Source organism: Candidatus Paceibacterota bacterium, assembly GCA_028718635.1.
Lineage (GTDB): Bacteria > Patescibacteriota > Minisyncoccia > Phycocordibacterales > UBA9973 > UBA9973.
In genome coordinates this window covers 345,264-369,605 of record JAQULK010000001.1, presented here as the reverse complement: position 1 = coordinate 369,605, position 24,342 = coordinate 345,264, and the positions used below count along the sequence as shown (strand labels likewise).

The following is a 24,342-nucleotide window of genomic DNA, read 5'->3' as shown; positions in this document are numbered from 1 at the left end:
CATGAATTATGAAACATAACTTTTCGAAGGGGTTTCGAGGCTGACGAGCCGAGAACTTCAGGATTTTTTAAGCTTCAAAAAATCCGTACCGAAGAAAAGTTTATGTTTTGTAATTCAAAGTTAATTAATAATTCTTTTTTAAAGGCGCTGGTAAATCTTTCATTTTTTTAACGACCCAAGGCAAACCGAGCTTGAACATTTCTTCCAAAAATATTTTTGAATCGAGAGTTTTATCCTCAGGAACTTTTACTCCACTACCTGCCCATTTCCCTTCCAGCATTAGTTTGGCGCAAGCAACTGTAGGAACAGCTGTATTGTACCCTATCCCATTACCACCAGTTTCTAAAAAGGCCTTGTGATGATCAGTAACATTGTAGATGTAAACTACTTTTTTCTTACCGTCTTTGGTTCCAGAAATAATGTCCCCAGCGATGGTCTTGCCTTTATAACCTTTATTAAAATCATCACCTGTAGGCAAGAGCGCTTTCAAAAATTTTACTGGAATAACCGGAAAGCCGTTGTATTCGACTTGGTCAATTCTAGTCATTCCAACATCAAACAACACTCTCAAATATGAAAGGTAGACTGGTGAAAAAGTCATCCAAAATCTTGCTCTTTTTAGATGGGGAATGCGAGTGACTAGAGTTTCTAACTCCTCGTGATACATCAAGTATGGCGTAAATTTGCCAGTCTCTGGAAAATCAAATTCAAAGAAAGCTGCGTCTTCATCTATCAAACGCCCGCGTTTCTGCCACTTCCCTTTTTCCCAAAAATGAATTGGTAAAATTAATTCGCGTAAATTAATCTCTGGATTAAAGTTCGGAGCAAATTTAATTTTCTTGTCTTTAGAACCACCGTTACAGTCGATAATGTCAATAGTGTCTATTTTATCAAAAATATAATCTCGCGCATAAGCGGCAAAAATGTTTGTAACTCCCGGAGCAAAACCTAAACCAGTAACAGCCAGCAATCCTTTTTCTTTGAAAGCTTTATCTTTGGCCAATTGCAATTTATAAGAGAAGCCGTATTTTTTTGGATCTTCATAACAACAGGTGTCAATGTAGTGGACGCCCATTTCCAAACATACATCCATAATGACTAAATTGTCGTAAGACAGCCCAAAATGCACTAAAATATCAGGCCTGACTTTTTTGAAAAGCTCTAGTAAGAATTTCTTGTCCCCTGCATCTCCTTGGTGAATATTTATTTTTACCTTCCCGCGTGTTTTCTTTAAAATTGAAGCCTGGACCGCTTCCGAATTTTTAGTGGTCCTGCTGACTACATGGATGTCAGAAAAAATCTCCGGATATTGAGCCATTTTATGCAAGCCCACTCTGCCAACATTTCCAGAACCTATTACAAGTACTCTAGCCATATTTTTTAAAAAAAAATTATAAAATAATAATAAGAATAGTTTACTACTTAGTACCCTAATGTCAATAAAAATTGTACCTAAAATAAAAACAAGTGAGCGTGGAAAAATCCTACTGCTCACTTGCGTGTGAATGATACGTTGCTCTGCACCATCCACACACAAGTGTGGGGTACTAAAGACAACAATTCTTAATTATCGAGCGCAGAAGTGCGTTCGCAATCTCTTCCCTCTTTTTCTGAGGGAGGTTGAAGAGATACAAAAATTCTTCGATATCTTCTACTTCGGTGAGCAGAAGCTCACCACTTTTTGTCCTCACGGCATCGATACGTTGAATACCGTAAGATAAATTGTTCCACTGAACAAACTGAGCCGCCCAAAACAACTCTTTTAGGGTCGGCTTGTACAGTTCTATATCAGTGTCCGCAATCCTATTGGGCATGTCGATCGCGTAAAGGAACTTGCCGTCAAGAAAGAAAAACGACGGCTCTGAGACAAATTTAAGAAAGGGCTGAATTATAGAATCATCAACCAACTTCCCTGTTTGCCATGGGCAAGTACTTTTCCATGCCCCTGAGCCATCACAGCCGATTTTCGGCTTGATGTAATACAACCCAGTCTCAGGTTCAGGGAGGATATCCAAATACTCCACCATGTCGATGGAGGGAATGACTGGATATCCATCCAGGTACAACTCGACAAGATAATTTTTGCCGGCATTATCTCCTTTCCCCGTCAAAGGATTATACGACGGGATGCCGGATTCGACAATTCTCTTTTTAACTTTCTCCCACTCCTCCCTGTATTCTGAAGGAGAAGGCCAGACGTTTCTAATTACGAACGCATCCGTGTCGTAATCCGGATGCAGAGGATGGCATATTTTTACTTCGTAACCGATACCACGAAGTAACCCAATCAGATACTCATCCTCTAAGAACCAGCCGTTGCTTATGTTGGTTAAATAGGAAATCCTTTTACTTTTCATAAACCCTCCTAATTTTCTATATCTTATTCCTTAAACTCATTCATCAATGATGAATAAAATTTATAGGATATATTTTTCAACGAATTAACTATCTTATAGATAACACACTTAAGACTAAAAGTCAAGGAAAATATAGGTACATTCAACTTTTTATTGACAGATATACATGCTTTAGCATACTATATGCTAACAACAGAAATGAAAACACGGAAAAAGGACTCATCCCCTAAAAAAATCATCGTAAATAAATTCGGAGGAGGAATTTTGATAAAAGATTTTATTCCTTTGATGGTAGAAAGGTTGCAGGAACAAATAAAAGACGGCTTTAGTCCTGTCGTCGTGATTTCGGCTTTTCCTGGAGTCACGGACGAACTTTTAAAAATTTCTGATAAAACTTTTTTAAAACAATTCAAGGAAAAAAATCTACAAAAAATGATAGAAATGGGTTTCAGTAAAGAATGGATAAAAAAGACTCAAATAGAATTAAATAAAATATTTACTGATTTAGAAAAAGATTTAAAACTCGCAAGAACTGTTCTTGCGAACGAAGACAAAATCGTCGCGTATGGAGAGAAATTATCAGCGACGATTTTTACTTTTTACCTAGAGATGCTTGGCTTGCCAGCTCAAAGATTTCTAGCGGAAGAAATCCCTATTATCACCGACGATAATTTTAAAAATGCTAATATCATTTATGAAATTTCCCAAAAAAATCTCCAGAAAAAAATTCAAAATAAAACAAACACCTTAAAAGAAATCCCAGTTATCCCCGGTTTTACTGGCAGAACCAAAAAAGGCAAAACCACTACCCTCGGGCGAGGTGGCACGGACACTACGGCTTGTTTCGTCGGCTCTGCCCTGAGAGCAGAAAAAGTGATTCTCTGGAAAGATGTCGGCGGAGTTTTTTCGGCTGATCCTAAAATTGTTCCGGAAGCAAAAACTCTCCCTGTCATTAGCTATAAAGAAGCTGAAATGGCTGGAAAAATAATTCACGGCAAAGCGATTCAATACGTTAAATTATCCAATACCCCGCTTGAAATAACTTTCATCGCTAATCCCAAATTAAAAACAAAAGTTAGTAAAAGTCTATAAATTACGGAACATAACTTTTTGTAGGGGTTTGGCGAGCGACGGCGAGCCAACTTCAGGATTTTTTAAGCTTCAAAAAATCCGTACCGAAAAAAAGTTTGTGTTCCGTAATTAACGATGTATAATCATTTTATGACTCCCGTTAGAAGCCGCGGTCGCAGTTTAAAACAAAAATATAAAAATGAAATATAAAAAAATTTATAAATATAATCAAGCATAGTTACGGTGTAATGACCGCGACCTGCTTCTAACGGGATGAAAAAATTCAAAGTTGGAATCTTGGGTGCTACTGGCATGGTGGGTCAAAATTATATTCGTCTTTTGGAAAACCACCCCTGGTTTGAAGTTGTATATTTGGCTGCCTCAGTTAATTCAGCTGGCAAAAAATATGCTACGGCTGTTTCTGGACGCTGGCAAATGAATTCTCTAATTCCTAAAAATATAGAAAATATTATGGTGGAAGACGTGCTTGATGTAGAAAAAGCAAAGAAAAAATGCGACTTTGTTTTTTCAGCATTTGAAATTAAAGACAAAGAAATGATTAAAACAATAGAAGAAAAATATGCTGAAGCAGGGATCCCTGTTGTATCTAATGCTTCCGCTAATCGCCATACTGAAGATGTTCCTATGATTATTCCAGAAATTAATCCTGAACACTTAGGAATGATTGAACAACAAAAGAAAAATCATAAGTGGAACAAGGGTTTTATTGTGGTCAAACCGAATTGCAGTTTACAAAGTTACATCACCCCTATTTTTGCTTTAGAAAAAGCCGGCTATCCCATTAAAAAAATATTTATTACTACGCTTCAAGCTGTTTCCGGAGCTGGTTATCCCGGAGTACCAAGCTTGGATATGATCGACAATGTCATCCCTTACATCGGAGGTGAAGAAGAAAAAACGGAAGAAGAGCCTTTAAAAATTTTAGGCAGTCTTAAAAATGGAAAATTTATCAAGAAAAAAGATATTGAAATTTCTGCGCAATGCACTAGAGTTCCTGTAACAGACGGGCATTTAGCTTGCGTTAATATTTTATTTAAAAACAAAATACCGACAAAAGAAAAAATTATAGAAATCTGGAAAAATTTTAAAGGGATACCCCAAGAGCTTAAACTCCCTTTCGCTCCTGCTTGTCCCATTATTTACCAAGAGGAAGAAAATCGTCCCCAACCAAGAAAGGACAGAGATAACGACAAAGGTATGGCTGTGACTGTCGGCCGTCTAAGAAAATGTAAAATTTTTGATTATAAATTCGTAGCCTTGAGCCACAATACTGTCCGCGGTGCCGCCGGTGGAGGAATTTTAAATGCAGAACTCCTTGTAAAGAAAAATTATATAAAATAATATTTTGTATTTGCTTGACATTGTTTCTAATTACCTTACAATAAACAAATTATTTATCCCGTTAGAAGCCGCGGTCGCAGTTTAAAATAAAAATATATAAAAAATGAAACATATAAAATTTATAAACATAATCAAGCATAGTTACGGCGCAATGACCGCGACCTGCTTCTAACGGGATGAACACCCAACAAAAAAAACAATTGCTTGAGCTCGCCGCAAAACACGGCACCCCTCTTTTGGTGGTGGACCATGAAAAACTGCGACAAAATTATTTAGAATTTAAAGAAAAGTTACCGACAGTCCAGGCGTATTTTGCAGTCAAATCCAATTCTGATACTGATATCATAAAAACCATGTATGACATGGGAGCTAGTTTTGATGTGGCCTCCTTCCAAGAATTTATGAAAGTTTATAACAATATTAAGCATTTGCCTGAAAAAGAAAGACAGCAATATATCTGGGATAATATAATTTATGCCAATACTATCAAACCAGCTTCCATTTTAAGAAAGTTGAATATTTACAAACCTTTGGTCACTTTTGACAACATTGAAGAGTTAAAGAAAATAAAGAAAAATGCACCAGACGTGCGTCTGGTGTTGCGCATTCGCGTGCCGAACACTGGATCTATGGTAGAGCTTTCCAGTAAATTCGGAGTTCATCCAGGAGAAGCAGTCGACTTGATGGCGGAAGCTATCGGTATGGGACTAGGAGTGGAAGGTATCAGCTTTCATGTGGGCAGCCAATGCAATAATTTTGAAAATTATGTTTTAGCCCTTTCTTTATCTTCTTCTATTTTTAAAGAAGCAAAGTTAAGAGGGCTGGATATAGGTTTTATAGACAAAGACGGTAAAAAAATGAAAGTCTTGGATATCGGAGGCGGTTTCCCTGTGAAATATACTCCGGACGTGAAACCTTTTCCAATGTTGGCTAGAAAAATTAACTCAGAAATCAAAAGAATGTTCAATGGGGATGTCGATGTCATCGCCGAACCAGGAAGATTTATGGTGGCAAACACTTGTACTTTAGTGACAAAAATTATCGGTAAATCTATTCGAGATGGAAAAACTTGCTATTATTTAGATGACGGAGTTTACAATACTTTTTCTGGACAAGTTTACGATCACCAAAGATATCCTCTTCATTCTTTCAAAGATGGAGAAAACAAAGTTTGCGCTACTTTTGGTCCGACTTGTGATGCTTTCGACACTATTTCCCTATCAGATGAATTGCCGGAGGATTTAGAAATTGATGATTTGCTTTATGCTGAAAACATCGGCGCTTATACCACCGCTTCTTCCTCTTTCTTCAATGGGTTCAAGCCAACAAAAATTGTATCGATAAATAAATGCACCTCAGATGAACCTTGTTCCTGTGGCAGTGGCAAGAAATTCAAAGACTGTGGAATTTTAAATACCGACGAACATAAATCGCTCCATCATCAAACGCCAAAAGATACCAAAGACACCGCAAAGGACACAGCGAAAGATCTAAAAGAAACGAAACTAAAGAAATAAAAAAAGGAATTAGCTTAAATATGATTTCAAAAATTCTTCTTTGAATTCGAAAAATTTTTCATCTATTATTGACTGCCGAATTTTTTTGACCAAGTTGACTATAAAATACAAATTGTGAGTGGAAGCCAAGGTGCCAGCAAGCATCTCTTTGCCGTGAAAAAGATGCGCGATATATGCCCTTGTGTACCCCGAACGAGAGCCTGCGGCTCCGTACGGGGCAGGATTTTTACAAGTGAAACACTCACATCCCTCATCAAGTGGACCAAAATCATTTCTGTATTTCGTATTCATTATAATTATTTTCCCATTTTTTGTATAAATTGTGCCATTTCTTCCTAATCGTGTCGGAGCCACACAATCAAAAAGATCTACTCCATTTTCTATCCCCATAAAAAGATCCTCTGGCTCCCCTATGCCGAGCAAGTGACGAGGTTTTTCTTCTGGTAATATTTCATTCACCCACCTTACAGCGGTAGACATATCTTCTTTTGCAAAACTTCCACCAATACCAAAACCATCAAACCCCGAACGAGAGCCTGCGGCTCCGTACGGGGCAAGATCTATACTCATTTCAGATATAATTTTAGCTGATAATTTCCTTAGTTTTTCATCTCTCCCGCCTTGCACAATGCCAAAAAGTGAAATACGGGAAGAAAAATTTTCTTTGCGGGGTGTCTCGCAGGCTGACGAGCCGAGAGGCAGCGCTGTGTCAGCAGACACAGACAGCGACCCCGCAGAGAAAGATTTTTCTTCCCGCATGAGACGATGATGCTCCTGTAAACTTCTCTCCGCCCAGCGATGCGTGCGCTCGAGCGCTTCTTCTTGATATTTTAAATCTTCAGTCGGACTCGTGCATTCATCAAAAGCAAAAATTATATCTGCACCCAAGTTGTGCTGAATCTGTATAGATTTTTCCGGAGTAATGTAATGGATAGTTCCATCTAAGTGCGACTTGAAGGAAACTCCATCTTGCCCTATCTTTGCCAGACGCGGAGCATCGCTATCATCGAAACGCTCCGGAATCAGCAATGATGGATCAGTAATTTTTAGAAGTTTAGATATATCTTTTCCGTAAGCAACTCCCAAAGAAAATACTTGAAAACCGCCGGAGTCAGTCATGGTCGGTCCTTTCCAATTCATAAATTTACCGATACCACCCGCGTCTCGCACTATTTCATCCCCTGGTTGTAAATAAAGATGATAAGTATTTCCGAGCACTACTTGCGTACCAGCCTCTCTCACTTGTTCCGGATTCAAAGATTTCACAGTCGCTTTAGTACCGACAGCCACAAAAGCCGGAGTCAAAATATCTCCATGCGGAGTTTTGATTACCCCTGCCCTTCCCAGATATGTTTTACCGGCTCCGCCTTTGCTATTCTTAAGTTTTTTTTCTATTTTAAAAATCATAATTCACCTCACCCGACCTTCGGCCACCCTCTCCTTACTAAGGAGAGGGGCTGGGGAGTGAGGTTTAAATCTCCACTTCCACAAATTTAAGTTCCTGTACATTCACTGGGCTCACGAGCAATGCTTTTATAAAAGGATCTCGAGGATCGGAAATTATTGTTTGCGCGATAGCTAAAACATTCGGAGTAATGCCAGGCATTACGATTTGATCTCCTTTTTGTAAAACAAAATCTCTCGGCAAAATCATTTCAAAATTTCCTCCGCCTCGTCCAACTAATTCCATAAAAATGTTTTTACTAGAAACAACTGCCTGTGTTTTTTCCCCTGGGTTTGAAAATAAGATAATCTTAGAGGAATTATCATAAACTAAATCCACGCGCCCTATAGGTATATTCCCTAAAGCAAAAACTATGTCTCCTGTTTTTATGCCTTGCGCCGTGCCTGCGTCGATGAGAAGCGTGTCGTAAAGACTTTGATTGGGTTTAGCTAAAATAGCAGAGAGAACTATATTTACTTTCGGATCTTTTCTTCCCAAGGTCTCTTTGAGGCTTACATTCTCTGCTACGACAGAATCATAGTTGGCTCTGTCAGCTGCACTTGCCGATATTTGATCTTTAAGATTTTGATTTTCTAAAGAAAGAGAATTTTTTGAAACAAAATATGAACCGATATTATTAAATTTTTGGCCTATATTCTGCCCCACAACTAAAATGGGACGAAAAAAAACTTGACCGACAAAAGAAAGCCCATTAAAAATATTTAATCTAAAATAGAATAAAATAATCAGAACAACAACGCCCAACGTAATTTTAAAAATCTTATTTCTTTTTATTTTTTTATCTAGGAGGTAGCTCATCTTGATTTCTAATCAAAACATCTTTATAAAGCGGGACGTCGTCAAAAATTACTCCGGTTCCGCGGGCTACAGCTGAAAGCGGATCTTCCACAACATAAACCGGAATTTTAAGAACTTTTTGTAAAAGTTCTCCGAGTCCGTGAAGTAAAGCCCCCCCGCCAGATAAGGTAATTCCGCGATGCATTATGTCAGATAAAATCTCCGGTGGAGCTGATTCCAACATATCCTTCACGCCATCTATCAAACCTTTGATGGACAAAGAAATTGCTTCGCGAATATCCGAATCTGTGACTACCACTTCACGCGGAAGCCCGGTTAAAAGATCCCGTCCATGAACTTCTGTTTCCATATATTCTCCGGGAATCACCGAACCAATGGCTATTTTTACCATTTCCGCAGTTCGCTCCCCAATCAAAATTTTAAACTCATCCCGCATATAAGAGATGATGTCATTATTCAATCTATCGCCGGCTATTTTTAAATTTTTTGATTTTACGATTCCTCCCAGAGAAATGACAGCAATATCCGTCGTGCCTCCGCCGATATCTATGATCATCGAGCCTACAGGGTCTTTAATTGGGAGCCTTATTCCAATAGCCGCCGCCATCGGCTCTTCTACCAAGAAAACTTCCCTGGCCCCAGCGCTCCTGGCAGCATCATACACAGCCCGAGTTTCCACATTCGTCGTGCAGGACGGCACTCCGACGAGAACTCTCGGTCGGGCAAATTTTTTAGACATTTTATCCGCTTTGTTTATCAAATAAGAAAGCATTTCTTCGGTAACTTCGAAATCAGAGATAACGCCATCCACTAGCGGGCGGATAGCTTTTATGTGCCCCGGAGTGCGTCCAAGCATTTCTTTCGCTTGCATTCCCACTGCCAAAATTTGATTCGTCTTGATGTTTACAGCCACGACAGACGGCTCATTTATTACAATCCCATGACCTTTCAAATATACCAAGGTATTAGATGTCCCCAAGTCTATTCCGATGTCATTAGAAATTAATTTGTAAAATTTGTCGAACATGTTTTTATTAATTCTTCCAAAGTTACCATTTTCCCTTTTTCTTCTGTGCGTTTTTTCAATTCTATACCCCCAGAAGATAAGTCTTTCATACTCCTTGCCGAGATAACCGCACGGTAAGGCATGCCAAGCAAATCCGCATCAGAAAATTTTTCTCCAGCCGACAAGCCCGCGCGATCATCGAACAAAACTGCAATATCAGCTTTTATTAAACTCTGATAAATCTTTTCTGCTTCTTTTAAAACTATTTTATCTTCACCTAAAACAAGAAGATGTAATTTAAATGGCGCGATAGATTCCGGCCAAATTATACCTCTGTCGTCCGAAAGAGTTTCTACTACCGTACCCATTAAACGTCCCAGACCAATACCATAACTACCCATCACTACTAATTTATCTTCTCCATTTTCATTTTTATATTTTAAATCAAAAGGAGCTGAAAACTTTGTCCCAAGTGAAAAAATGTTTCCCACTTCTACCGCTCTTTTTTCAACTAAATTTTCTTTTTTCAGCTTTAGCTCTTTTACAATTTCATCATTATAAACTTCTTTATTTATAGCAATGCCTGAATTTTCATCTAAATAAATGGTATCTTCCCCGACAGAAGTTATCGTTTGAAATTCATGAGAAAATTTTGAAAAACTTCCCCCGGAGGCAAAAGTCATGTAGGTCAAATGACCGATCCCGACTCTTTTGAAAATATTTTTGTAAGCTGCTTTAGCTTTTTCATAAAAAATATTATGTTCTTCGTCATTTTTTGAGAATGAATATAATGCCTTCCAATAAAATTCCCTACCTCGCATAATTCCAGATTTGCTTCTTGTTTCATTTCTAAAAATATTCTTAAAATCATATAAATAAAGCGGCAAATCTTTGTATGAACTTACATATTGTTTTAAAATATTTGAATAAGCTTCTTCATTTGTAAAAGAAAGACCAACTTCTCCTCCATTTTTTAATTTTGTTTTAAACCAATTATCTACAACCTCGTCATCCCATCTGTTGGATTTTTCCCATACTTCCTTATTTTGAAACACAGAGGTTCTCATCTCGGTTCCACCAATTGCGTTCATTTCTTCTCTGATAATGTTTTCAATTTTTTTTAAAACCCGCAACCCTAAAGGTAAAAAAGTGTAAACCCCCGCCATCTCTTTATGTATAAAACCACCACGGGTTAAGAGCTCAGCGTTTTTTGATGTCTCGTCCGCTGGCGCCTCTTTTCTTGTTTTTGTAAAAAGTTTAGATTGTCTCATATTAGGCTCATCTTACCCGAAAAAAGTCCTTTTGGCAAAGAAAAGTTTTATATTTATATACGCAATCTCAACTTGTCATATTCATCCAAAGACAAGTCTATATCTCGCAATATAATTTTTAAAATACCAACTCCCAAAACTTCATTGGAATGAACAGAAATAGTTGTAGATTTTTTAGTGATAGGATGAATAAAAAAATGATGACTACCTTTTATTCTAACTTCTTCAAAACCAAGTCGCTTAAGAATTTTAATAATTTTAGATGTAGAAATAGGAACTAGCTTAGGCATAAATTTTAACTCACAAATTCCATATTTTGCACTCCGATAAATTGATTAGTTGTGATGGTTGTTTTAAAAAGTTTTTTTTCAACTTCCAGCGAAAGAGAAACAACTTCTTGCAAGCGTTTATAAAGTTCTGGAAGAGTTTTTGCTTGTGTGTAACAACTTCTCAAAGAAGGTACGACACCGACAAAAAAACCAGATTCATCTTTTTCTATTATAACTGGAAATTTTAATTTTTTTAACTTTAATTTACTCATAATACGAATTATATCATATGGATCTTGTTTGGCAAAGATGCCAACCCAAATCCATACAAACAAGCAATTAAGAAAATCTGCAAGGCAAGACCTAATAATTTTATTTATTTTTCTTTGAATGACAACCAATTTCTTCTCTCTTTAAACTCTGATTTAGGCTCTATTTTATTTGTTTTAATTATTTCTTTTTGTATTTTTGGTATCTCTTCTTGTAAGGCGATCTCTATTTGATTTCTCCAATTTTTTGTTTGGATGATCCTGACTCCTATCCCCGGATATTTTTCAATTAAAGAATTTTTATCTCCTTTGTCTTCTATGTCTAGTTCTTCTAAAGTTAAGCCTTTTTCTGCAAATTTTGCAGTATCAAAAATATAACTAACATTGCCTTCTTCATCGCAGATATAGGCTACCCGTTCTAAATCTGGCATCTCTACTCTAACATAAGGAGTTTGGCGCATCATTTGATTTGTAACTATACCTTCTTTTATTAGTACGTTTTGGGGTAGTATCTCAAAATCATTTTCTAAAATATAAAAAAGAGTTAAAAGCCTTGGAAACATTTTTTTTGCTTCAAAGAATCCATACCCTTCCATTTTTCCATTATTACTCTCTTATGGAGGAGTGATAACTTTATCTAATTTTTCCGTATTGATCTTAATATATTCCTTCAGGGAATCAATCTGATCTTTTTTATCAATAATCAATTGTAAAATTTTATTAATATCTTCCATTCCTAAAATCCTCAACGCCTCGTTTTCTTGCTCTTTTTTATTTATTTGATTGATTCCATAGATATAGTTAAAGTATATATAAAATAAGGCCGGGTTGCAAAAAACAATTCTTTCTGCTATATTAACTCTATGCAAAAAACGGAAATCAAAAAGGGTGCGGATACAATCATCGAAAAGATGTTCAAGGCCGGAGCGCATTATGGTTATAGTAAAACACGAAGACATCCTTCCGTGTCTAGATATATCTACGCTACAAAAAACAAAGGAGACATAATCGACCTTGAAAAAACAAACGAACTTTTAAATCAAGCGACAGAATTTATGAAAAATTTGGGAGCAAAAAACAAAGTGGTGCTTTTTGTCGGCACTAAACCTGAAGCGAAGGTTGCGACAAAAGAAATCGCAGAAATGTTAAAAATGCCTTACGTTGCGGAAAGATGGATCGGTGGCACTCTCTCTAATTTTACAGAAATTAAGAAGAAAATTATCGAATTGGAAAATTATCAGAAGGATAAAATTGGCGGCGGGCTTGATAAATATACTAAAAAAGAAAGAGTGGTAATAGCAAAAAAAATGGAAAAATTGGCAAGGTATTACACTGGCCTACTGGGATTAAAGAAAGCTCCAGACGCGTTGTTTATAATAGACGCCAAAAGTGAACACATCGCAACCACAGAAGCCAGAAAGTCTGGTATCAAGGTCATCTCTTTGGTGAATTCTGATTCAAATATCAAAGGAATTGACTACCCTATCGTGGCAAATGACTCGGGCATGCCATCCATTAAATTTTTCACTACTGCAATTGCCGATGCCTATAAGGAAGGGCAAGCTAGCGTACCAGTGAATTAACAGAGCAAACCTGCCTGCCGGCAGGCAGGTAAAAGAGTTTTTATTATGTCAATACAAATAACAACTGAACAGATAAAGGAATTAAGAGATGCCACGGGCATCTCAGTAATGCAATGCAAACACGCTCTCGAAGAAGCTGAGGGTGATATGAAAAAAGCTCTGGCTATCCTAAAAAAGACTAGTTCGGACATCGCATTAAAGAAAGTCAATCGCGCAGTCTCTGAGGGAAGAGTGGCAATAAAAGTCAAAAATGAAGACGAAACGAATAAAGCAGTATTGATTTCCCTGCTTTGCGAAACTGATTTCGTCGCTAAAAACGAAGACTTTGTGGCCTTGCTTGAAACTCTCGCCAATAAAGCATTAGAGGAAGGAGTGGAAAAAATAAAAATGGATGCAAAAGATATAATAAATCCCATAATTCAAAAAACTGGAGAAAATATTCAATTGGGCGATGTGTACGAAGTAATGGGGAGCGTGTTGGGAAATTATGTCCACAACAATAAGACAGGGGTGATTGTTTCATTAGAAGGAGGCAATGCAGAGCTCGCAAAAGATGTAGCCATGCACATAACCGCCATGAAACCAGAATATATTACAGAAGCAGAAATAACTGACGATGCTAAAAAAACAATGCAAGAGATTTTCGAAAAAGAAGTTGCTAATGTCGACAAGCCTGCAGAAATAAAGAAAAAGATGTTGGATGGAAAAATGGCAACCTATTTCAAAGAAAAAACCTTAGTTAACCAAATATTTATAAAAGATGGAGAGATAACAGTGGGCAAGCTTCTAGAAAATAATCACGCAAAAATCAAAGAAGTAAAGGTTTGTTCAATATAATAAACAATATGTATCTTATTTTAATTTTGTTTTTTGGATCATTTATTGGAATCACTTTCATGATCGGAAAGAAGCTGTTGATGCTTCAGAGCGGACAAATATCCTACAATGACAATGAGGAAACTTTTTTAAAAGCGCAATATTTCGAAGAGTTAAAACATTCCGCTGTCAAAACAATCAAGAAACACAGATACACTGGGCTGGTCACAATTGTTAGAATTTATGTCAGATCTTCCAATTTTATAAAAAATAAATACGAACAAGTAAAAATAAAAATAAAAGAAATCTACTGTAAAAAAATAAGAAGTAATAGTGTGATAAAAGAAAAACAAGAAGTCCCAAAATTCTTAAAAATCATCTCAGAATACAAACAAAAAATCAGAGAAATAAGACACAAAATAAGGGAAGAAGAGAATTTGTAAAAAAAATAATTGCCGCCTTAGCTCAGTTGGTAGAGCAACACTTTTGTAAAGTGAAGGTCCTCGGTTCGAATCCGAGAGGCGGCTCCAGAAATTCGTTTATTGTTTCTTAGGCGTTGAAACTTTTTGTTGAGTTGGTGTTCCCTGCTGGAGCTTGAAAGATTCTTGAACTCGATTTTCTAGATCTATTAAGCTTTGGAAACCGGTCAACACCTCATCGTCTATGACTAAAGCAGGAAGCTCTGTGTCTTTTATTTTATAAATCTGAAGCATAGAGGTAACAGCGGAAAGATCGGTACTGTAATCAAAAGAATACACGCGAAGCTCGGGATATTCCGAACGAAGCGTCGAAAGCACTAGGCCTTGCTTCTCGCAATCACTGCAGTTTTGGGCGGTAGTATAAAAATAGAGAATAAAGGCAGACTTTGTTCCACATCTTGAAGAAATCTTTTTCGTCAGCAAATAATCTTTAATTTGCAATAAAGAATAGTACTTCTTTAAATAAGTCACTTCGTCTGTAGCCGAAGAACCTAAATTGTTTTCGCTCCATTCTAGCTTGCTGCCGAGTTCTCCGAGCTCGCTCGAAAAAACAGAATCAGAAATGCTTTTACAAGAAAGTTCAGAGAGAAGAGAAAATTGAGTTTCGGAAGACAATATATCTATAGCTATTTTATCTTGAATTGTTTTTAATTGATTGATTTTTTGATTGCCAAAATAATTGCTCAAATAAATAGCAGTTATAAAAAGCCCGGCGGTTATCAGCAATACAATCAAATATTTTTTCCAATCTATATTATTTGAGTTCATAATTTTAAATTCGTAATTCGTAATTTTAAATTGATTCTATCTCCAGGCTGGCTTTCGCTGGATAAGCGTATTATAAAATGCCCTAATAAGCCAAAATGGGGCAATGATAGTAAAAACTGGAAAGAAATAAACCATATCTAAAGACAAGCTCCACTTCCCTTCTGTCATTTTCTGCCCCAAGATCATGGCAAAAATCACCAAAATATAAATAGAGAGAAACAAGAATACAAAGAACTGCGTATTTATGAAAAAAGGATCAAAAACAAAACTTTTCAATTTAAAAATAAAGCCGACTGTCTCAAATTGAATAATCTTTGTATATAGGAAATTTCCAAAATTATAAACGATTCTTCCAAAAAGATAAACAATGGAAAATATAGAGATAACACCCAAAGGTAAAGTGAAAAGAGCGAAGTTCCCGTATTTTTTCTTAAATAAAACTTTTCGATAATCTATGGTGTTGTTAATAAAACCATAAATCCAACGGATCCTTTGTTTGTAGAGCTTTTTGGCTGTTTCAGGAGTGTTTGTATAAATATATGCGTCATTGCAATGTTCTATTATATATCTATTTTTTTGCATACGGTAAGCGATCTCCATGTCTTCCGTATTGTGACCATGGCAGTAACCTCCTAAATTATCAAAAACTTTTTTCTTAAAGATCGTCATCGGCCCCGGAGTTACGTTGATAGCTCCCAGAAAACAAAGCATTTTTTTGAAATAAACACCCATGCTGTATTCGGCTTTTTGCGCCTTTTTTAGAATATTTTTTGAGTTAGAAACAATCACAGACGGAACGACCGCCATAATGTTAGAATCTTTTTCAAAATAACTCATAATACGAATAAGGGATTCGGAATCTGCAAAAGAATCAGCATCAAGACCGCCGAAGAAATCCGTCTCACAATGCTCGAGCGCTAAATTGAGCGCGGTAAACTTGCCTCCGTTTTCTTTTTGAAAAACTTTTATATTTGTAAAATCTTTAAACTTATTTATCACCTCGAAGGTGCCGTCCGTAGAACCATCGTCAATCAAAAATATTTGAAGCTTGTCTTTCGGATAATTCAAACCGAGCAAAGAATTTACTGTTTTTTCAACTGTATTTTCTTCATTCCAACAAGGCACGGCAATAGTCACAGCCGGATAATCCTTTAAGGTTATTTTTCCATTTCTGATGACTATTTTTTTTCTATTCTCAAGAAAAGTAATAAGAAAAAACACCTGCGCGTAGACAGATAAAAAGATCAAAATATAAAATATAAGGTCAAAAATTGAAGTCATCTACTGGCAATATCATAGCATTTTTTAGGCTTTAACGCAAAACTCCTCCGACCTGGGTCGGAGGAGTTTTGCAACTTAAATATGCTCAAATTACATCTTTCCTTCCATCTTTTCTACCCCTCCGCAACAAGCAGCGCGCGCTTCCATATTTTTCTTGCATCTGCAACCAAAAATACCCATGATGGCTGCAATACCCACAAGAACATAAATTATTCCTTCAACCACTGGCATTGTTCCAAAAATCATTCGAACGACATTCCATGAATCCCCACTGCCTATCAACATTCCAATACCGACTAAGCCCCAATTTAAGCCTCCTATGATTAATAGGATTTTACCAATCTTAGAACAGACACACATACCTTTGCATTTATTCATATCCATATATTTTATTAATTAAATTATTAATACCCATATTATACTACTTTTTATAAAATATGCTACAATAGTGTATTACAAATTTAATTAAAGAAATATGGAAAATAATAGTCAAAAATCAATAGTTAGTGCAATTATTATAGTAGGAGTCTTAATAGCTGGAGCAATTTTACTAAAAGGCAGCTCAATCCCTAAAAATCCCCAAGCAAATGAGAAAGGGGTTCCAGTAATAAATGGAATTCCAGTAACAACTGCTACCTTGGCACCAGTCGGAAAAGAAGATAAAACCCTAGGAAACCCGCAAGCAAAAGTCACTCTCATTATGTATGAAGATTTTCAATGTCCGTTTTGCGGAGCAGTAACTGGACTTGAGCTCAACTCACCTTCCATGAAACCCGTAATGGATTATCTTAAAAAAAATGATCCCACATGGACTCCTTTTATGCCTGAGATTATAAATAATTATGTAAATACTGGGAAAGTTTTGTTTGTTTACAGAGATTTTACTTTTCTCGGTCCAGAATCCGTGAAAGCCTCCGAGGCCGCAAGGTGCGCTGGAGATCAGGGAAAATTTTGGGAATATTATAACTATCTCTATGGACACCAAAATGGAGAAAATAAGGGAGGCTTCTCGGATACTAATTTAAAATTTTTCGCGAAGACACTTGGGTTAGACACATCCGAGTTTAATAAATGTCTGGATAGTGGCAAATATACGGAAGCTGTTACGGATTCTAAAACTGAAGGAACTACCGCTGGTGTAACTGGCACTCCAAAAGGATTTATATTAAGAGATAATAAGATTGCAGGAACTATAGATGGAGCAGAATCCTGGAGCACAGTAAAACCAAAAATCGATTCTGCGTTGCAATAATTAATCAAAGTAATTTTTTAGTCTGGCGATCTTTTCGTGTTGGCGGAGTTTTTCGTGAACTTTCGCTTCGATTTGACGAATACGCTCACGGGTTACTCCAAACTCTTCCCCCACCCTTTCCAAGGTGTGCTGAATGCCATCGAGCAAACCATAACGCATTTCTAAAATTTTTCTTTCTTTTGGGTTTAATTCATCTAGCACTTCCCGGATTTGATCAGATAGAATTCTTCTAGAAGATTCTTGATCTGGACGTAAAATCTTATCGTCCGGAATGAAATTCTCTAGTGTAGATTTATCATCATCATCTCCGACTGGCTGTTCGAGGGAGACTGTTTCCTGCGAGATGTTTTCAATGACATGAATTTTTTCAACTGGGATACCCATTTCAGTCGCAATCTCTTCAGCAAGCGGTTCTCTACCCAAGTCCTGAGAAAGCCGGCGATGGGTTTGCTTATATTTAGAAATTGTCTCTACCATGTGCACCGGAATACGAATGGTTCTAGACTGATCTGCTAATGCCCGAGTGATAGACTGGCGAATCCACCAAGTGGCATAAGTAGAAAATTTATAGCCTTTAGTCCAATCAAATTTTTCAACCGCCTTAAACAATCCGAGGTTCCCTTCTTGAATCAAATCAAGCAAGGTCAAATTCGCACTTCTGCCCACGTATTTTTTTGCGATAGAAACAACCAGACGCAAATTTGCCCGTGCTAATAAGTTCTTCGCTTCTACATCACCATGCTCAATGCGCTTGGCTAAATCTTTTTCATCACTAGCGTAAATTAAAGGATACTGCCCTATCTCCTTCAAATACATCTGGATAGAATCATGCATATTCCCTTTATTCAAATCTTTATCATTTAGATCAATATCTAAATTGAGTAAATTTCCTCCTTCTAGAACATCAATGGAAGCTATTGAAAACTTTTCATAAAGCTCATCCAAAAATAAAATATTGTTTTCAATATCCGGAAAAGTTTTCAATATCTCATCATAAGTGATAAATCCGCGTTTTCTTCCTTTTTCTATAAGACTATTTGCCAAAGCATCTAATTTTTCAGCCTTTTTCTCGGCAGAAGACAATTTTTTAATTTTTTCTTTTTTGACAGTCTTGCTCTTCTTTGCTGTCTTTTTCATTTTCTTCCCGCCTGCAACGCTATGCGTAGCATTGCGGGCAGGTATCTTTTGCTTTTTCTGAACTTTTTTTATCTTTTTTACAACTTTTCTTACTGCCTTTTTTATTTTCTTTTTGTTTTTTATTTTTTTCATATATTTTATGTACCGTTAAGCTCGTAGTTTATTTTCTTATACGACTATTTTTAATATCTTCTTTTCTTTTTGTTATTTCACTTATTTTTTTAAAAATTTCTTCCTTTTCTATTTTATCTTTGCAATTCTGGTATTCTATCATCTTAATGCTAAATTCTTCATTTAAATATTCTTCCTCTATATTGAGCAGCATTTCCTCTACGTCTTTTTCCAGATTTTCATTATTTGAGTAAAATTCTTCTACCTCATAAATCAAATCCTCTCTCCTGTCTTTATATTTTTCTTTAACATTTTCTTTTGCTTTTTCTAATTTTTTAAAAATCAATTCTGGATCAATTCTAGGTTTGTCGGACGTTTTGTCGGACGTTGGACGTCCGAATTTCGGACGTCCAACGTCCGACAGACTCTCTTGCCAAAAAGCTATACCTAAAAGCCTTCGCTCGATCGGGTCTTTTCTTAATTTTTTCTCTATATTTTCTTTGGCGATTTTGATATCTTCTTTTTCATTCTTAAATTCAGTTTCTACTTTTTTCAAATCTTCCATCAGGGCATTTTCAGGAATCCCTGATTTATTACTGATTAATGTAATGAAATGTGATTTTTCTATGGAGCTTTCTATCTCATTCACAAAAGGAAGCAAGCGTTCCTTTATTTCCCTGCCAGCCTTTCTATTGTCAGAATTAGTATCTTTTAAGATCCTCAGCAGCATAAATTCGATAAAATGTTTCGAATTCCTTATCGCTTCCCGCCAGGCATCCACTCCAACTTTTGCCTCGCCCATTTGGCTATAGCCACGGGAAATCAAATCAGCCGGATCCATTCCCTCGGGTATATCTGCCACCTTTACATCCATACCCAAAGATAATGCAATCTTAGCAAAACGGTTAGTCGCACTCACCCCCGCTCTATCAGCATCATAAGCAAGGACCATGTTCTTTGACAATCTGGTGATAAGTCCTAGGTTATTTATAATATTTTCTTTTGACAATACTGAATCAGTCATGGCTGTCCCCGAGGAAGCTACGGTATTTTTAAATCCTGCTTGGTGAGATAAAATCAAATCCATTTGACCTTCAACTAAGATAGAAAAGTCATTTTTCCGAATGGGGTCTTTAGCTTTATCTATGCCGAAAAGAACAGCGGATTTATTAAAGATAGAAGTTTCAGGGCTATTTAGGTATTTCGCAGACTTTCCGTCATCAACAAAGATTCTTCCGGAAAAAGCAATAACCCGTCCGCTAGAATCCGAGATAGGAAACATTATTCGTCCACGAAATCTGTCATACAGACCCCCACCCAGCCTCCCCCTTATCAAGGGGGAGGTGCCAACGGCGGAGGGGGTCTTTGCAAGTCCTGCTTTTTCTATTTCACTGTCAGAAAAATTTTTAGATTTTAAATAATCATAAAGTTTACGCCACTCCAATAAGGCAAAACCAATACGGAAATTTTTTATACTTTCATCATTCAGCCCCCTATTTTTTAGATAAGATGAAACTTCCGGATTTTCTTTTAAATTCTTCTCAAAAAAAACAGTCGCTTCTTCCATGACTTCATATAATCTTTCTTTTTCGCTCTGATTTCTTTGATCTTTCGGATTGTAAGATTCCAAAACAATTCCCGCTCTGCTGGCAAGCAATTTAAGAGCTCCTCTAAAATCAAGACCTTCAAATTCTTCTACGAAAGTAAAAATATCGCCCTTTACCCCGCATCCAAAACAATAGTAAGTGCCTCGATCAGGGGAAATAAAAAAGGAAGGAGTTTTTTCGTTATGAAACGGGCATTTTGCTTTTAGGTTTGCGCCTGCCTTTTCTAGCTTTATATAAGAAGAGACTACTTCTTCAATTGATAGCCTCTCCTTAATTTGTTGGACAGGAGAGTTCATAATTTTTATTCTTCTTTTGCGCTCACAAACTTATTCTTAAACCCTGTTCCGGCTGGAATCAAGCGTCCGATGATGACATTTTCTTTTAGACCTCGGAGCGAATCCACGCCGCCCTTGATGGCATTTTCTATTAAGACACGATTAGTATTTTGGAATGACGCAGCTGAGAGCCAGCTCTTGGTGCGGAGAGAAACTTCCGTAATACCGAGCACTACTATCTCCGCTTTTGCTTCTTTTCCATCTATTTCTTTCACTCTGGCATTTTCTTCTATGAAAGCGGTATTCTCAACTATGTCTCCGGCAGAAAAATTGGTCTCACCGGCATCTTTTATTTTTCTGCGTGAAAACATTTGACGAATAATAATTTCAGTGTGTTTTCTAGAAATTGAAGCGCTTTGAAGCTCATAAACTTTATTAATTTCTTCAATAATATATTCTTCCACTAATTCTTTATTTCCCAATCTGAACATCTCGGCAATATCGGCTGACCCGTCAGTTAAAAGCTGCCCCTTCTTTACCGCATCCCCGACTTTGACAATAGGCGTTCTGCGAAAGGCCACCAGATATTCTATCTCATTTGCTTTGCCATCGGCTTTACTGTCAGATAACACTTTAATTATTTTTTCTTTTACATTTTCTTTACCTTCCTTGCTTGTAATAGAGATTACTTCTCCGTCAGTCTCGGAAATAATAGCGGGGTTTTTAGGAATACGTCTTTCAAAAATTTCTTCAACACGAGGCAAGCCTGTGGTGATGTCTGTTCCTGCCACACCTCCAGCGTGGAAAGTGCGGAGCGTCAACTGAGTACCAGGTTCTCCGATAGCTTGAGCGGCAATTATACCGACAGCCTCGCCAAGCTCTACTAAACGATTTCGCCCTAAATCAAGTCCGTAACAATTGACACAAAGGCCATGCGCTGTTTTACAAGTAAGAGGGGAACGCACGAATACCTCGGTAAAACCTGCTCCTTCAATATTGTAAGCTTCTTCTTTGGTGATTAAAAATCCTCTGCTATAAACAACATTCCCATCTTTGTCTTTTAAATCTTTCGCCAGAACTCGTCCTCGAATATTTTTAGAAAGCGGGATTTCAATTCCGGAAATATTTTCTTTGGTAACTATTTTGCCTTCTTTGGTACCGCAATCTTCTTCAGTGATCACCACATCTTGAGCCACATCTACCAGTCTTCGAGTCAAATATCCGGCTTTTGCAGTATTGAGCGCCGTATCAGACGCGCCCTTACGAGCACCGTGAGTAATAACGAAATATTCAATCGGAGAAAGACCCTCTTGGTAACAAGGAATAATTGGAAATTCTAGAATTTTACCCTGATTGTTTTGGATAAGGCCAATCATCCCCGTCATTTGCATCAAACTGCTCATCGTACCTCTCGCTTTGGAAGTAAATAAATCATAAGTAGAACCTTTTTTATCAAGCGTATTTGGCAGGATTTTTTCTAGATTTTTCTTAACCTGCGTCCAGATCTCGATAATCTTTTGGTATCTTTCATCCAAAGAAAGCAGACCCTCGCTCCACTGCGCCACCATATCGGCTTCTAATTTCTTGCCTTCTTCTATGATTTTTTTCTTTTCTTCAGGAACTTTAGTATTGTCCAATCCCCAGGTGGTGCCAGAAACCGTAGAATACTTGAATCCAAATGCTTTGATCTTATCCAAAATATGAGGAGTATTTTCCACTCCGGAATGAACGATAATCTCATCTAAAAGAGAAGAAAGTCTGTTTTGAGTCATTTCATCATTCACATAAGAAAAATCATTCGGCAAAATACTATTGAAGAGAAGTTTGCCGACAGAAGTTTCAAAAATCCCTCCATTAAATTTTCTGTATTTATGCGTATCAGTTGCTAGAACCTTTATTTTGGCACGAAGAGAAACAATACCATAGTCAGAAGCGGTTATAGCAGTATTTGGATTGGGAAAATATTTGCCTTCACCGACTTCCCCATCAACCGATTTGGTCATCCAATAACTGCCAAGCACCATGTCCATGCGAGGATGTACTATCGGATCTCCGTTTTGGGGTTTAAGCAAATTTTTATTCGATGCCATTAATTCTTTTGCTTCGAATTGCGCTTCTTCAAGTAATGGTACATACACTGCCATCTGGTCTCCGTCGAAGTCGGCGTTGAAAGCCTGACAAACAAGCGGATGAACTTGAATAGCATTTCCTTCAATTAAAATTGGGTTAAAAGCTTGAATACCCAAGCGATGCAAAGTCGGTGCACGGTTAAGAAGCACGTATTTGCCTTGGATAACTTCTTCTAATATTGCCCACACTTCAGGGGAACGCTCTTCTATGAGTTTGTTTGCTCCGCGAATATTAAATGCAAGTTCTGCTTGTAAAATTTTTGAAATTACAAACGGTCGGAAAAGCTCGAGAGCCATATGCTTTGGCAACCCGCATTGATTTAATTTGAGTTCAGGACCGACGACAATGACGCTGCGGCCTGAATAATCCACTCGTTTTCCTAAAAGATTTTGGCGGAAAAGGCCTTGTTTGGATTTTAGGTTATCGGAGAGTGATTTGAGAGGACGTTTCTGAGACTGGCTCATTGCCACAGAATCATTTTGCTTGGCGATCGAGTTGTCGATAAGAGCGTCTACTGCTTCTTGAATAATGCGTTTTTCATTTCTTAAAATGACATCCGGAGCATTAATTTCTTTTAATTTCTTTAAGCGATTGTTTCTATTTATGACACGGCGATAAAGATCATTTAAATCACTTGAAGCATGGCGCCCACCGTCTAGGGCCACCATCGGACGCAAAACCGGCGGAATGACTGGAATAACAGTCAAAAACATCCATTCTGGTCGAATGCCCGCGTAAGTCATCGCGCGGATGAGGGAAAGCCTTTTTTGTAGTTTATCTTTTTCAACTGCGCTAGCGTCCACAAGCATTTTTTCTGTAAGATTTTTTAGTTTATTTAAATCTAGATTTTTGAAAATAGAATAAATAGCTTCAGCTCCAATATTAGCTTCAAAACAAGTCCCGTATTTTAAAGAATAATGATGAAAGGAAATTTCATTTAAAACTTTTCCTTCATAAATTTCTCCAATTTCTTTCTTGGTAATAGAAAGCAGATTTTTTAATTTTTCCCGAGTTTCATCATCAGAAGAATTTTTTAATTTTATTTTGTACTCTTTGTCTAAGCCGGAAAGAATTGCTTCTTTTTCTTCTTCGTGTACCTTGGTAATGATGTACCCCGCGAAATATATGACTTTCTCAAGATCAGAAACAGATATATTCAAAAGAATGCTCATTCGGGAAGGAACTCCGCGCAAAAACCAAATATGCGAAACGGGGGTAGAAAGCTCGATGTGCCCCATGCGCTCTCTTCTAACGATAGAACGTGTAACTTCCACTCCGCATTTTTCACAAATAATGTCTTTATAACGAATTCGGCGATATTTTCCGCAATAACACTCATAATCCTTTTCAGGACCAAAGATCTTCTCGTCAAACAAGCCTCCTCTCTCGGATCTGCCGGTGCGATAATTTATAGTTTCCGGTTTGGTAACTTCTCCAAAAGACCATTCCTTGATTTGCTCAGGCGATGCAAGCCTAATAGCGATTTGCTCAAATTCAGTTGTGTTTAAAGTTTTCATA

23 protein-coding genes and 1 tRNA gene are annotated in these 24,342 nt (G+C 37.2%); 8 read left to right on the top strand and 16 right to left on the bottom strand.

The genetic code is table 11. The features are described 5' to 3' along the window. Window positions 1–124: 124 nt before the first annotated feature. Window positions 125–1,375 (bottom strand): saccharopine dehydrogenase family protein, encoded by a 1,251-nt coding sequence (locus tag PHT16_01980; GenBank protein MDD5721197.1) that lies wholly within the window; start codon window positions 1,373–1,375, stop codon window positions 125–127. Between the two features lie 172 nt (window positions 1,376–1,547). Then, complete coding sequence (locus PHT16_01975) at window positions 1,548–2,357, bottom strand: hypothetical protein (protein MDD5721196.1); 810 nt, start codon at window positions 2,355–2,357, stop codon at window positions 1,548–1,550. Window positions 2,358–2,555: 198 nt separating this feature from the next. On the opposite strand from PHT16_01975, the gene PHT16_01970 reads away from it, so the two are divergent. From PHT16_01970 to PHT16_01960, 3 genes are all read left to right on the top strand, one after another. After that, window positions 2,556–3,449, top strand: coding sequence for an aspartate kinase (locus PHT16_01970; GenBank protein MDD5721195.1), 894 nt, complete (start codon window positions 2,556–2,558; stop codon window positions 3,447–3,449). A 252-nt stretch (window positions 3,450–3,701) separates the two neighbouring features. Beyond that, window positions 3,702–4,790, top strand: coding sequence for an aspartate-semialdehyde dehydrogenase (asd, locus tag PHT16_01965; protein MDD5721194.1), 1,089 nt, complete (start codon window positions 3,702–3,704; stop codon window positions 4,788–4,790). A gap of 176 nt (window positions 4,791–4,966) precedes the next feature. Beyond that, window positions 4,967–6,307 (top strand): type III PLP-dependent enzyme, encoded by a 1,341-nt coding sequence (locus PHT16_01960; protein MDD5721193.1) that lies wholly within the window; start codon window positions 4,967–4,969, stop codon window positions 6,305–6,307. Window positions 6,308–6,316: 9 nt separating this feature from the next. Here PHT16_01960 and PHT16_01955 read toward each other — a convergent pair whose 3' ends face one another. The 8 genes from PHT16_01955 to PHT16_01920 all read right to left on the bottom strand — a co-directional run bounded on the left by PHT16_01955 (window position 6,317) and on the right by PHT16_01920 (window position 12,254). Further along, window positions 6,317–7,714, bottom strand: a complete 1,398-nt coding sequence (locus PHT16_01955; protein MDD5721192.1) for a tRNA guanosine(34) transglycosylase Tgt — start codon at window positions 7,712–7,714, stop codon at window positions 6,317–6,319. 64 nt (window positions 7,715–7,778) lie between these two features. Then, complete coding sequence (locus PHT16_01950) at window positions 7,779–8,570, bottom strand: rod shape-determining protein MreC (protein ID MDD5721191.1); 792 nt, start codon at window positions 8,568–8,570, stop codon at window positions 7,779–7,781. Then, window positions 8,551–9,597 (bottom strand): rod shape-determining protein, encoded by a 1,047-nt coding sequence (locus PHT16_01945; protein ID MDD5721190.1) that lies wholly within the window; start codon window positions 9,595–9,597, stop codon window positions 8,551–8,553. The genes PHT16_01950 and PHT16_01945 overlap by 20 nt, the downstream gene beginning before the upstream one ends. Continuing rightward, window positions 9,573–10,847, bottom strand: coding sequence for a His/Gly/Thr/Pro-type tRNA ligase C-terminal domain-containing protein (locus tag PHT16_01940; protein ID MDD5721189.1), 1,275 nt, complete (start codon window positions 10,845–10,847; stop codon window positions 9,573–9,575). Before PHT16_01940 ends, PHT16_01945 begins: the two co-directional genes overlap by 25 nt. A 53-nt stretch (window positions 10,848–10,900) precedes the next feature. Then, complete coding sequence (locus tag PHT16_01935) at window positions 10,901–11,137, bottom strand: type II toxin-antitoxin system HicA family toxin (GenBank protein MDD5721188.1); 237 nt, start codon at window positions 11,135–11,137, stop codon at window positions 10,901–10,903. 5 nt (window positions 11,138–11,142) lie between these two features. Then, complete coding sequence (locus tag PHT16_01930) at window positions 11,143–11,388, bottom strand: type II toxin-antitoxin system HicB family antitoxin (protein ID MDD5721187.1); 246 nt, start codon at window positions 11,386–11,388, stop codon at window positions 11,143–11,145. Window positions 11,389–11,492: 104 nt separating this feature from the next. Further along, complete coding sequence (locus PHT16_01925; GenBank protein ID MDD5721186.1) at window positions 11,493–11,981, bottom strand: hypothetical protein; 489 nt, start codon at window positions 11,979–11,981, stop codon at window positions 11,493–11,495. An 18-nt stretch (window positions 11,982–11,999) separates the two neighbouring features. Further along, a complete protein-coding gene (locus PHT16_01920; GenBank protein MDD5721185.1) occupies window positions 12,000–12,254 on the bottom strand; it encodes a hypothetical protein in 255 nt (84 codons plus the stop codon). On the opposite strand from PHT16_01920, the gene rpsB reads away from it, so the two are divergent. The 4 genes from rpsB (at window position 12,249) to PHT16_01900 (ending at window position 14,314) form a co-directional block, all read left to right on the top strand. Next, the gene (rpsB, locus tag PHT16_01915) at window positions 12,249–12,968 is read left to right on the top strand and encodes a 30S ribosomal protein S2 (GenBank protein ID MDD5721184.1); all 720 of its coding nucleotides are present in this window, start codon (window positions 12,249–12,251) and stop codon (window positions 12,966–12,968) included. The genes PHT16_01920 and rpsB overlap by 6 nt on opposite strands. A 45-nt stretch (window positions 12,969–13,013) precedes the next feature. Beyond that, complete coding sequence (gene tsf, locus PHT16_01910; protein MDD5721183.1) at window positions 13,014–13,805, top strand: translation elongation factor Ts; 792 nt, start codon at window positions 13,014–13,016, stop codon at window positions 13,803–13,805. A gap of 8 nt (window positions 13,806–13,813) precedes the next feature. Continuing rightward, complete coding sequence (locus PHT16_01905) at window positions 13,814–14,227, top strand: hypothetical protein (GenBank protein MDD5721182.1); 414 nt, start codon at window positions 13,814–13,816, stop codon at window positions 14,225–14,227. An 11-nt stretch (window positions 14,228–14,238) separates the two neighbouring features. Then, a tRNA-Thr gene (locus tag PHT16_01900) sits at window positions 14,239–14,314 on the top strand. 9 nt (window positions 14,315–14,323) lie between these two features. Here the strand turns inward: PHT16_01900 and PHT16_01895 are convergent. The 3 genes from PHT16_01895 to PHT16_01885 form a co-directional block, all read right to left on the bottom strand. Then, window positions 14,324–15,031: a hypothetical protein gene (locus PHT16_01895; protein ID MDD5721181.1), complete on the bottom strand. Its 708-nt coding sequence runs from the start codon at window positions 15,029–15,031 to the stop codon at window positions 14,324–14,326. A gap of 36 nt (window positions 15,032–15,067) precedes the next feature. Continuing rightward, entirely contained in the window at window positions 15,068–16,312 is a 1,245-nt protein-coding gene (locus PHT16_01890; protein ID MDD5721180.1) for a glycosyltransferase, read from the bottom strand. A 90-nt stretch (window positions 16,313–16,402) separates the two neighbouring features. Next, a complete protein-coding gene (locus PHT16_01885) occupies window positions 16,403–16,696 on the bottom strand; it encodes a DUF378 domain-containing protein (protein MDD5721179.1) in 294 nt (97 codons plus the stop codon). Between the two features lie 91 nt (window positions 16,697–16,787). On the opposite strand from PHT16_01885, the gene PHT16_01880 reads away from it, so the two are divergent. Next, a complete protein-coding gene (locus PHT16_01880) occupies window positions 16,788–17,564 on the top strand; it encodes a thioredoxin domain-containing protein (GenBank protein ID MDD5721178.1) in 777 nt (258 codons plus the stop codon). On the opposite strand, the gene PHT16_01875 is transcribed toward PHT16_01880, so the two are convergent. The 3 genes from PHT16_01875 to rpoC are packed head-to-tail and all read right to left on the bottom strand — an operon-like array spanning window position 17,565 to window position 24,341. Beyond that, on the bottom strand, window positions 17,565–18,833 hold the full coding sequence (locus tag PHT16_01875; GenBank protein ID MDD5721177.1) for a sigma-70 family RNA polymerase sigma factor: 1,269 nt from the start codon (window positions 18,831–18,833) through the stop codon (window positions 17,565–17,567). It abuts the gene before it with no gap. Window positions 18,834–18,861: 28 nt separating this feature from the next. Continuing rightward, window positions 18,862–20,715, bottom strand: coding sequence for a DNA primase (dnaG, locus tag PHT16_01870; protein ID MDD5721176.1), 1,854 nt, complete (start codon window positions 20,713–20,715; stop codon window positions 18,862–18,864). A gap of 5 nt (window positions 20,716–20,720) precedes the next feature. Further along, complete coding sequence (gene rpoC, locus PHT16_01865) at window positions 20,721–24,341, bottom strand: DNA-directed RNA polymerase subunit beta' (protein ID MDD5721175.1); 3,621 nt, start codon at window positions 24,339–24,341, stop codon at window positions 20,721–20,723. Window position 24,342 lies beyond the last annotated feature (1 nt).

Bases quoted from the DNA above. Each gene is read 5' to 3' on its own strand.
- PHT16_01980 (MDD5721197.1), bottom strand. From the start codon at position 1,375: ATGGCTAGAGTACTTGTAATAGGTTCTGGAAATGTTGGCAGAGTGGGC.
- PHT16_01975 (MDD5721196.1), bottom strand. From the start codon at position 2,357: ATGAAAAGTAAAAGGATTTCCTATTTAACCAACATAAGCAACGGCTGG.
- PHT16_01970 (MDD5721195.1), top strand. From the start codon at position 2,556: ATGAAAACACGGAAAAAGGACTCATCCCCTAAAAAAATCATCGTAAAT.
- asd (MDD5721194.1), top strand. From the start codon at position 3,702: ATGAAAAAATTCAAAGTTGGAATCTTGGGTGCTACTGGCATGGTGGGT.
- PHT16_01960 (MDD5721193.1), top strand. From the start codon at position 4,967: ATGAACACCCAACAAAAAAAACAATTGCTTGAGCTCGCCGCAAAACAC.
- PHT16_01955 (MDD5721192.1), bottom strand. From the start codon at position 7,714: ATGATTTTTAAAATAGAAAAAAAACTTAAGAATAGCAAAGGCGGAGCC.
- PHT16_01950 (MDD5721191.1), bottom strand. From the start codon at position 8,570: ATGAGCTACCTCCTAGATAAAAAAATAAAAAGAAATAAGATTTTTAAA.
- PHT16_01945 (MDD5721190.1), bottom strand. From the start codon at position 9,597: ATGTTCGACAAATTTTACAAATTAATTTCTAATGACATCGGAATAGAC.
- PHT16_01940 (MDD5721189.1), bottom strand. From the start codon at position 10,847: ATGAGACAATCTAAACTTTTTACAAAAACAAGAAAAGAGGCGCCAGCG.
- PHT16_01935 (MDD5721188.1), bottom strand. From the start codon at position 11,137: ATGCCTAAGCTAGTTCCTATTTCTACATCTAAAATTATTAAAATTCTT.
- PHT16_01930 (MDD5721187.1), bottom strand. From the start codon at position 11,388: ATGAGTAAATTAAAGTTAAAAAAATTAAAATTTCCAGTTATAATAGAA.
- PHT16_01925 (MDD5721186.1), bottom strand. From the start codon at position 11,981: ATGGAAGGGTATGGATTCTTTGAAGCAAAAAAAATGTTTCCAAGGCTT.
- rpsB (MDD5721184.1), top strand. From the start codon at position 12,249: ATGCAAAAAACGGAAATCAAAAAGGGTGCGGATACAATCATCGAAAAG.
- tsf (MDD5721183.1), top strand. From the start codon at position 13,014: ATGTCAATACAAATAACAACTGAACAGATAAAGGAATTAAGAGATGCC.
- PHT16_01905 (MDD5721182.1), top strand. From the start codon at position 13,814: ATGTATCTTATTTTAATTTTGTTTTTTGGATCATTTATTGGAATCACT.
- PHT16_01895 (MDD5721181.1), bottom strand. From the start codon at position 15,031: ATGAACTCAAATAATATAGATTGGAAAAAATATTTGATTGTATTGCTG.
- PHT16_01890 (MDD5721180.1), bottom strand. From the start codon at position 16,312: ATGACTTCAATTTTTGACCTTATATTTTATATTTTGATCTTTTTATCT.
- PHT16_01885 (MDD5721179.1), bottom strand. From the start codon at position 16,696: ATGGATATGAATAAATGCAAAGGTATGTGTGTCTGTTCTAAGATTGGT.
- PHT16_01880 (MDD5721178.1), top strand. From the start codon at position 16,788: ATGGAAAATAATAGTCAAAAATCAATAGTTAGTGCAATTATTATAGTA.
- PHT16_01875 (MDD5721177.1), bottom strand. From the start codon at position 18,833: ATGAAAAAAATAAAAAACAAAAAGAAAATAAAAAAGGCAGTAAGAAAA.
- dnaG (MDD5721176.1), bottom strand. From the start codon at position 20,715: ATGAACTCTCCTGTCCAACAAATTAAGGAGAGGCTATCAATTGAAGAA.
- rpoC (MDD5721175.1), bottom strand. From the start codon at position 24,341: ATGAAAACTTTAAACACAACTGAATTTGAGCAAATCGCTATTAGGCTT.